This window comes from Microbacterium sp. Bi128, from assembly GCF_918698205.1.
Window position 1 is genome coordinate 1 of sequence record NZ_CAKKMM010000166.1, and the last position, 8,216, is coordinate 8,216.

General features: G+C 68.4%; 9 protein-coding genes and 1 pseudogene. 8 read left to right on the top strand and 2 right to left on the bottom strand.

Annotated features, from left to right (window positions below; genetic code table 11):
* From LQV45_RS12985 to asd, 7 genes are all read left to right on the top strand, one after another.
* On the top strand, window positions 1-620 hold a 620-nt coding region (locus tag LQV45_RS12985; RefSeq protein ID WP_230007388.1), incomplete at its 5' end, for an ABC transporter ATP-binding protein.
* 113 nt (window positions 621-733) lie between these two features.
* A complete protein-coding gene (locus LQV45_RS12990) occupies window positions 734-2,575 on the top strand; it encodes an ABC transporter ATP-binding protein (RefSeq protein WP_308288862.1) in 1,842 nt (613 codons plus the stop codon).
* Window positions 2,572-3,003: a GntR family transcriptional regulator gene (locus LQV45_RS12995; RefSeq protein WP_230007390.1), complete on the top strand. Its 432-nt coding sequence runs from the start codon at window positions 2,572-2,574 to the stop codon at window positions 3,001-3,003. Before LQV45_RS12990 ends, LQV45_RS12995 begins: the two co-directional genes overlap by 4 nt.
* A 33-nt stretch (window positions 3,004-3,036) precedes the next feature.
* On the top strand, window positions 3,037-3,840 hold the full coding sequence (locus LQV45_RS13000; protein ID WP_230007391.1) for a thymidylate synthase: 804 nt from the start codon (window positions 3,037-3,039) through the stop codon (window positions 3,838-3,840).
* A complete protein-coding gene (locus tag LQV45_RS13005) occupies window positions 3,837-4,430 on the top strand; it encodes a dihydrofolate reductase (RefSeq protein ID WP_230007392.1) in 594 nt (197 codons plus the stop codon). The genes LQV45_RS13000 and LQV45_RS13005 overlap by 4 nt, the downstream gene beginning before the upstream one ends.
* Window positions 4,430-4,657 (top strand): NF038396 family protein, encoded by a 228-nt coding sequence (locus LQV45_RS13010; protein ID WP_028276519.1) that lies wholly within the window; start codon window positions 4,430-4,432, stop codon window positions 4,655-4,657. The genes LQV45_RS13005 and LQV45_RS13010 overlap by 1 nt, the downstream gene beginning before the upstream one ends.
* 45 nt (window positions 4,658-4,702) lie before the next feature.
* The gene (gene asd, locus LQV45_RS13015; protein WP_230007393.1) at window positions 4,703-5,845 is read left to right on the top strand and encodes an aspartate-semialdehyde dehydrogenase; all 1,143 of its coding nucleotides are present in this window, start codon (window positions 4,703-4,705) and stop codon (window positions 5,843-5,845) included.
* 68 nt (window positions 5,846-5,913) lie between these two features.
* Here the strand turns inward: asd and LQV45_RS13020 are convergent, their stop codons facing one another.
* Entirely contained in the window at window positions 5,914-7,020 is a 1,107-nt protein-coding gene (locus LQV45_RS13020) for a winged helix DNA-binding domain-containing protein (RefSeq protein ID WP_230007394.1), read from the bottom strand.
* Between the two features lie 89 nt (window positions 7,021-7,109).
* Here LQV45_RS13020 and LQV45_RS13025 point away from each other — a divergent pair, with 89 nt between their 5' ends.
* Window positions 7,110-7,646: a hypothetical protein gene (locus LQV45_RS13025; protein WP_230007395.1), complete on the top strand. Its 537-nt coding sequence runs from the start codon at window positions 7,110-7,112 to the stop codon at window positions 7,644-7,646.
* Between the two features lie 79 nt (window positions 7,647-7,725).
* Here LQV45_RS13025 and LQV45_RS13030 read toward each other — a convergent pair.
* Window positions 7,726-8,216: pseudogene (locus tag LQV45_RS13030) on the bottom strand (UDP-N-acetylenolpyruvoylglucosamine reductase); the annotation flags it as partial.

The window sequence follows — 8,216 nt, forward strand, 5'->3', positions numbered from 1 at the left end:
GCGGCAAGACGACACTCCGGAACCTGCTGCGCCGCTTCCTCGACGCGACGGCCGGAGAGATCGGCATCGGCGGGGAGAACGTGCGGGCGATGCCCCTGGACGACCTGCGCGGCCTGATCGCAATAGTCCCGCAGCAGTCCTACCTGTTCGCGGACACGGTCGCGGGGAACCTCCGGTTCGGGGCGCCCGCCGCGAGCGAGCCCGAAATATGGCAGGCGCTTGAAGCTGCCCAGGCCGCCGACTTTGTCCGCGCCCTGCCGCTCGGGCTCGACACGCCCGTAAGCCAGGGCGGCACCAACTTCTCCGGCGGCGAACGGCAGCGCCTGTGCATCGCGCGGGCCCTGCTCAAGCGGGCCCCCGCCTACCTCTTCGACGACAGTTTCTCGGCTCTGGACTACGGCACCGACATCAGGCTCCGGGCGGCGATCGAGCCGCTGCTGCGCTCGGCGACCGTGCTGATCGTGGCCGAGCGGGTGTCAACAATCGTGGACGCCGGGCTGATCCTCGTCCTGGAGGGCGGCCGGGTGGTCGCGCAGGGCACGCACAGCGAACTCATGGAGTCCTCGCCCAGCTACCAGGAAATTGCCGCGTCCCAGCTGGTGCTGGAGGAAGCCCCGTGAGCCGCGCGCGGGCACACCGCGCCGGGACCGTTGCGGGACCCGGCGTGCCGGAGCGCATCAAATGGCACACCGCCGCCCGGCTGCTTGGCCTGCTGTTGCCGCTGAAGTGGCGGATGGCCGGCGTCATCGCCGCGACCTGCGCGTTCGTGACACTCAACGTGGCGGCGCCCAAGGTGCTGGGCGACGCCACCGACGTCGTCGTCGACGGCTTCCTGGGCGGCTCCCTCGACGAGCAACAGCTGGCCGGGCGGCTACTGGCCGTTTCGGCCATGTACGTCGGGGCGTCGCTGTTCAGCTGGATCCAGGGCAGCCTGACCGCCACCGCGGTGCAGCGCCTCAGCTACGGCCTCCGCGGCTCCGTGGAACAAAAACTCCATGTGCTGCCGTCCAGCCATTTCGAGGAGCAGCGCCGCGGCGACGTGCTCAGCCGGGCCACGAACGACGTCGACAATATCTCCCAGGCGCTCAACCAGCTCCTCAACCAGCTGATCATGGCCGTCCTGATGCTCTCGGCCGCTCTCGCCATGATGCTGTGGCTCTCGCCGCTGCTGGCGCTGATCGCGATCCTCTCGGTGCCCGTGTCCACGATGATCACCGTGCTCGTGGCCCGGCACTCCCAGGCGCACTTCAAGGAGCAGTGGAGCAGCACGGGGGCGCTGACTGCCCAACTCGAAGAGTTCTTCACCGGGCATGAAGTGGTCAAGGCCTTCGGCCGGCAGGAAGAGTCGGCGGCGAGCTTCCGGGAGCGCAACGAGAAGCTCACCCGATCGAGCACCCGCGCCCAGTATTTGTCCGGCATCGTGCAGCCGCTGCTGGTGTTTGTCGCCAACCTCAACTACATCGCAATTGCTGTTGTGGGGGCGCTGCAGGTCACCGCGGGGCTCTTGACGATCGGCGGCATCCAGGCCTTTGTCCAGTTCTCCCGTCTCTTTAGCCAGCCGGTGAGCCAGATCGGCGGCATGCTGACTCTCGTGCAGTCCTGCCTGGCCTCGGCGGAGCGTGTGTTTGAGCTGCTGGACGCCCCGGAGATCCCTGCGGACAGCGCCGTGCCGGCCGTTTCGGCGAACGGCGCCGGCAAGCTGCAAGGCTTCACGGCCGCGCGAAAGCTCCATGTCCCGCGCAAATCCTCCAACGGACGCAAAGCCCCTGCCCCGGGCACGCCCGGCGACCTGCTGGATCCCAGCGCAGTGGCGGGCCGGGTCACGTTCGAGCACGTCAGCTTCAGCTACAGCCCCGGCACCCCCGTGGTGAAGGACCTCTCCTTCACGGTGGACCCGGGACAGACCGTGGCGATCGTGGGACACACCGGTGCCGGCAAGACCACCGTGGTCAACCTCCTGATGCGCTTCTACGAACTCGACTCCGGCCGGATCCTGGTGGACTCCACGGACATCGCCACCATCCCGCGGGACGAGCTGCGGCGCGCCTTCGGAATCGTCCTGCAGGATGCCTGGCTGTTTACCGGCAGCATCCGGGAGAACATCGAATACGGCCGGCCCGGCGCCGCCGAAGCCGATATCGTCGCGGCGGCCCGCGCCAGCCACGTGGACCAGTTTGTCCGGTCCCTGCCGGCCGGCTACGCCACGATGCTCGGCAACGACGGCGATTCCCTGAGCCGGGGCCAGCGCCAGCTCGTCTCGATCGCACGGGCGCAGCTCGCCGGGCGCAGCATCATGGTGCTGGACGAGGCGACGAGCTCCGTCGACAGCCGCACTGAGGTGCAGATCCGGCATGCCATGGAGCAGCTGCGGGCCGGTCACACGAGCTTCGTGATCGCGCACCGTTTGTCCACGGTCCGGGACGCTGATCTAATTCTCGTCATGGACCACGGACGAATCGTTGAACACGGCACCCACCAGCAGCTGGTGGCCCGGCAGGGGCTCTACAAGGATTTGTACGAGGCCCAGTTCGCCGGCCGCGAACAGGTCCCGGCCGTCCAGGAGGCCGAACAGTGAGCCCCGCGGACGCCGTGGGGGAGCGTTTTCCCGGATCCTGGCGGACCAATCCGGCCAGCTCCGTCCCGCTCTTCGAACAGCTGCGGCTCTTCGTGATCGAGCGCGCCGACAACGGCACACTCGCGCCGGGCACCAGGCTTCCGGCCGTGCGGAGCCTCGCCGGCGAACTGGGCGTGGCCCCGCACACCGTGGCGCGGGCCTACAAGGAACTCGAACTGGCCGGACTGGTCGAAACCCGGCGGCGCAACGGCACGGTGGTCGCCGGCAGCCAGCCGATCCTGACCCCGCCCGCACCTCCGCCGGGCACGGTCCCGGTGGAGGTGATCGCCGCCGTCGACCGCTGCATTGCGGAAGGCCGCACTGCCGGGCTCGACGACGCGGCACTGCTGGCGATCCTGCGGGCGAGGCAGGGAGGGTCACACAAATAAGGAGAGCCGGCGAGTTCTCAGTAGACTGGAACGGTGAGCATCCCTACGCCCTATGAAGACCTCCTGCGCGACGTCCTCGAGCACGGCACGCACAAATCGGACCGCACCGGTACCGGCACCCTGAGCGTTTTTGGCCGCCAGCTCCGCTTTGACTTGAGCACGAGCTTCCCGCTGATCACCACCAAGCGGGTGCATTTCAAGTCCGTGGCGGTGGAGCTGCTTTGGTTCCTCCGCGGCGACACGAACGTCAAATGGATGCAGGACCAGGGCGTCACCATCTGGGACGAATGGGCCGACGCCGACGGCGAACTCGGTCCCGTTTACGGGGTCCAGTGGCGTTCCTGGCCCACGCCCGACGGCGGGCACATCGACCAGATCGCCGAGCTCATCGAGAACCTGAAGTCCAACCCGGATTCGCGCCGGCACATCGTCTCGGCCTGGAACGTCTCCGAACTCAAGGACATGGCCCTGCCCCCGTGCCACGCGTTCTTCCAGTTCTACGTGGCGGACGGCAAGCTTTCGTGCCAGCTGTACCAGCGGTCGGCGGACACCTTCCTGGGCGTGCCCTTCAACATCGCGTCCTACGCCCTGCTGACACGCATGATCGCGCAGCAGACCGGCCTGGAACCGGGCGAATTCGTCTGGACCGGCGGGGATGTCCACATCTACGACAACCACATGGACCAGGTCCTCAAGCAGCTCGCCCGCGAGCCCTACGACTACCCCCAGCTGAACATCACCCGAAAGCCGGACTCCATCTTCGACTACACCCTCGAGGACTTCGAGGTGGTCGGCTACCAGCACCACCCGACGATTAAGGCCCCGATAGCCGTATGAGCAACGACAACACCGCGGGCGTGCAGCCCGGCGATTTCACGGAACAACTTCGAGCGTCCACCACTGGCCTCGGGCTCGTCTGGGCCCAGACCAGCACCGGGGTGATCGGCAAGGCCGGTGACATGCCGTGGCACCTGCCCGAGGACATGTCGCACTTCAGCCGCCTCACCACCGGCCACACGGTCATCATGGGACGCAAGACCTGGGAATCATTCCCGGACAAGTACCGCCCCCTGCCCGGCCGGACGAACATCGTCATCACCCGCCAGGCCACCTGGCAGGACACCCCGGGCGCGGAAGGCGCCGTCGCCGTCGCGTCGCTCGATGACGCCTTGCTTGAATCCCAGTTCGTGGCCGGCCATGAGACCGTGTGGATCATCGGCGGCGGCGAAATCTTTGCCCAGTCCCTGGACCTTGCCGACGTCGCCGTCGTCACCACCATCGACACCAACGCCGAAGGGGACACCTTCGCTCCGGAACTCGGCTACGACTGGACCGTCTCGGCCAGCCTCCCGGCCAACGGCTGGCTGACCTCCGCCAACGGCACCCGCTACCGGATCACGCTGTGGCGCCGGACGGAGGCCAAGTAATGCTGAGGAAGCCCGAGACCCTCTTTGTCCTGGGGTACATGCTCCTGCCCCTGCTCGCACTGCTCTCCGCGGTCGTGGGATTGACCATGATCCTGGGCGGCAACAAGATCCTCGGGGCGATCGTGCTGGTGGTGGTGACCCAGGTCTTCACGTTCGGGGCGGTTTTCGCGCTGCGCCGGCGCAAGGCGGCGCTGCTCGAAGAGCCCCGCGGCGACTATAACGCGTGACGTAACCGACTGCGCCGGGCGGGCCGTGAAGTCTAAACTGGGCCCATGACTACAGCAGCTACCCCGTCCGTCGGCCTGGTTGGTTGGCGTGGCATGGTCGGTTCCGTCCTCATGCAGCGCATGCAGGATGAGGGCGACTTCGCCAACATCAACCCGGTCTTCTTCTCCACCTCGAACGCGGGCGGTGCCGCCCCGGCCCTGGCCGGCGCCGCTGCGGGCGCCGCCGGCAAGCTTGAGGACGCGTTCGACCTCGAGACCCTGGCGAAGCTGCCCATTATTGTCACCGCCCAGGGCGGGGACTACACCAAGCAGGTCCACGGCGAGCTCCGCAGCCGCGGCTGGGACGGCCTCTGGATCGATGCCGCCTCCACGCTGCGCATGAATGAGGATTCCATCATCGTGCTGGACCCCATCAACCGGGACGTCATCGACGCCGGCCTCTCCGGCGGGGTCAAGGACTACGTCGGCGGCAACTGCACCGTGTCCTGCATGCTGATGGGCCTGGGCGGGCTCTTCAAGAACGACCTGGTCGAATGGGGCACGTCCATGACGTACCAGGCGGCCTCCGGCGGCGGGGCACGCCACATGCGTGAACTGCTGAACCAGTTCGGCAGCCTCAACGCCGAGGTCAGCACCGAACTGGACGACCCGGCGTCGGCGATCCTCGAGATCGATCGCAAGGTCCTGGCACACCAGCGCGCCGGCATCGACGCCACACAGTTCGGCGTTCCGCTGGCCGGTTCGCTGATCCCCTGGATCGACGCGGACCTCGGCAACGGCCAGTCCAAGGAGGAATGGAAGGCCGGGGTGGAGACGAACAAGATCCTTGGCACCTCCGCCGCGAACCGCGTCGTCATGGACGGCCTGTGCATCCGGATCGGTGCGATGCGCTCCCACTCCCAGGCCCTGACACTGAAGCTGCGCGAGGACCTCCCGATCGCCGAGATCGAGAAGCTCGTGGACGCGGACAACCAGTGGGCCCGCGTGGTGCCAAACACCAAGGAAGCCTCAATGGCCGAGCTCACGCCCGTGGCGGCGTCCGGCACCCTGGACATTCCGGTGGGCCGGATCCGCAAGCTCGAGATGGGTCCGCAGTACATCAGCGCGTTCACGGTGGGCGACCAGCTGCTGTGGGGCGCCGCGGAGCCGCTGCGGCGCATGCTCCGCATCGCCACCGGAAACCTGTAGGAGCCCGTCCGGGACACCCTACAGGCATACGTTCAGACACCCCTTCAGGCACCTTTTCCGGCGCCTGTTCAGGCGCCAAGGAATCTGCGGTATTTCGCGGCCTGCAGCCCAAAAGACTTTTGGGCTGCAGGCCGCAGCCCGTTAACGACGTCGAAGGGTTCAGGCACGACGCCGGCTCCCCTGCGGCCCGGCGGCCCGGCCCAGGTGCCGATCACGCCGCCGCCGGCCACAATGGTCTTCTTGAACACGCCGTTGCCGCCGGGGACGATCTTGTCGGCGTGCTCCGGCGGCAGCACGAGGGACCGGTCCGCGTAGCCGAGCAGGAATTCATCGAACCCCGGCAGCGCCAGCACCGTGCGCTGACCGGGGACGCCGTCGTCGAGCAGCGCGGCTGTCTCTGCAGAGAGCCAATAGCTGGTCCCCTCAAACTCCAGTTCCGCCAGCTGGTCCGACACCCGGGCCAGGGCGGCCCGGGTTTCCGTCAGCGGAATGCCGGCCCACCAGGCAAAATCACGTTCCGTGGCGGGGCCGTGACTGCGAAGGTAGCGCAGCAGCCACTCGGCGATGCCGTCGGAACGGTCCAGGGTCCGCGACTCGGTGATCCAGTCGCCGAAGGCCACGACCAGCTGCTGGTTGCCGGCCAGCGGACCCTGCACCAGCAACCCCCGCTGGCACAGGATCCCGAGCAGATGGATGCCGCGCTGGCCCGCCGTGGACTGGCCCGCCCGCTCGAAGGCCTGGAACAGCTCCGCCCGGCTGGCAGCTCCTCCGGAGACCAGCTGCAGGGCAGTTGCCGCGGCGGCGTCGACGTCCGCGGCCGTGATCTCGAGCTCCCGGTGGCGCCGGGCCAGGGCCTGGATCAGCCGATCGGAGGTGATGGCCAGCATCCATTTCAAGTCCTCGGGCGCCAGCACGTGCAAGGTGCCGCGCATTGGCCAGGAACGGACGATCTCCGCCCGGTCCAGCGCCCCGCGTACGTCTTCGGCGCGGGAACCCGGCACGCGCTGGCCGACGGCCCAGAGCACGGCCTGCAGGTCCTGGGCCTGCATCGCAGTCATGCCGCGGACGGCGTCGGGGACGGACTGAAACCCCGGTCCCAGCAGTCCCTGGGCGGCGAGCCGCAGCCTGCCGATGATTCCGGGGCCAAGCCGGCGGACGCCCGTCACTGCTGCCATGGAACCATGGTAAGTCGCGTGTGCTGCCTGTCGGGTTGTTGCCCGGCTGTTCCCAGCCGCCATCCAGCAGGCTTCCCTACCCTTGAATCATGACTATGAGTGAGGTGTGGCCGCTGCTGCGGCCCCTGTGCCGGAAGCTGGCCCTGCTGGGCTGGGCGTCCAGCGCCGCCGGCATGGCTGCCGGGCTCGCCGTCGCCATCGCCAGCGGTACCCGGCTCTCGCCCATGATGAGCACCCTGCAGCTGGTCGCCGCCTCGTCCATGGCGGTGTCCGTGGCCAGCTTCGTCACGGCCGCGGCGTTGCAGCCGCGGGCACGGTCACGGTCTCAGTCACAGCCTCAGGCACGGGTACCGGCGGCTGTGAAGCACGGAAGCATCGCCCCGCAGGGCCGGGAGCTCCAGCTCGACTATGGCGGCGAATTTCCGGCCACCGTACAGGCCTTCCTGCTCGGCTCCCTGGCGTTCCTCGCCGGCGCCGTGGCGTTTGCGTGCGCCGGACTGGTGCTGCAAAGCGGGCCCAGCGTCCAGTCCGTGGCGTTCTGCCAGGTCTTCCTGCTCGGGGCCGCGGCCTCCGGTTTCACCTTCATGCTTTTCAGCAAGGTGGCACCCCGCCACACGGAACCGTAGCCGGGGCGCGGCGGCGCCCCGCCGGCGCTGCCCCGGCCTCGCCCGGGCAGCGGCCCTTTTCCCTGGGGCCGGACTTTACCTAAAGATCGACGCCGATCAGCAGCGGCTCCGGGTGCAGTTCAATGCCGAAACGTTCGACGACGCCGTGGCGGACCTCGCGCGCGACGGCCAGCATGTCCGCCGCGCTCGCCCCTCCCCGGTTGGTGATGGCAAGGGTGTGCTTGGTGGACAGCGAGGCCCGGCCGCCCGAGACGCTGTCCGGGTCCAAGCCGAAGCCCTTGGCGAACCCGGCCTGGTCGATCAGCCACGCCGCCGAGAGCTTGGTCAGCCCGTCCGCACCGGCGGGGTACCGCGGGGCCTCCTGCGGCAGCCGTGCCGCGACGTCCTCGGCCACGATCGGGTTCGTGAAAAAGGATCCCGTGGAGTAGGTGTCACGGTCGTCCGAGTCCCAGACCATGCCCTTGGACGCCCGGAGCCGCAGCACCTCGCGCCGGACGTCGGTGGAGTAGGCGCGCTGGCCCTGCTCGACGCCGAGCACCCGGGCGAGTTCGGCGTAGCGGACCGGGGCGC

Excerpts from the sequence above, each read along its gene's own strand:
- LQV45_RS13010 (WP_028276519.1), top strand. The coding sequence starts at position 4,430 with ATGCTGAGGAAGCCCGAGACCCTCTTTGTCCTGGGGTACATGCTCCTG.
- LQV45_RS13005 (WP_230007392.1), top strand. The coding sequence starts at position 3,837 with ATGAGCAACGACAACACCGCGGGCGTGCAGCCCGGCGATTTCACGGAA.
- LQV45_RS13020 (WP_230007394.1), bottom strand. The coding sequence starts at position 7,020 with ATGGCAGCAGTGACGGGCGTCCGCCGGCTTGGCCCCGGAATCATCGGC.
- LQV45_RS13025 (WP_230007395.1), top strand. The coding sequence starts at position 7,110 with ATGACTATGAGTGAGGTGTGGCCGCTGCTGCGGCCCCTGTGCCGGAAG.
- LQV45_RS12990 (WP_308288862.1), top strand. The coding sequence starts at position 734 with ATGGCCGGCGTCATCGCCGCGACCTGCGCGTTCGTGACACTCAACGTG.
- asd (WP_230007393.1), top strand. The coding sequence starts at position 4,703 with ATGACTACAGCAGCTACCCCGTCCGTCGGCCTGGTTGGTTGGCGTGGC.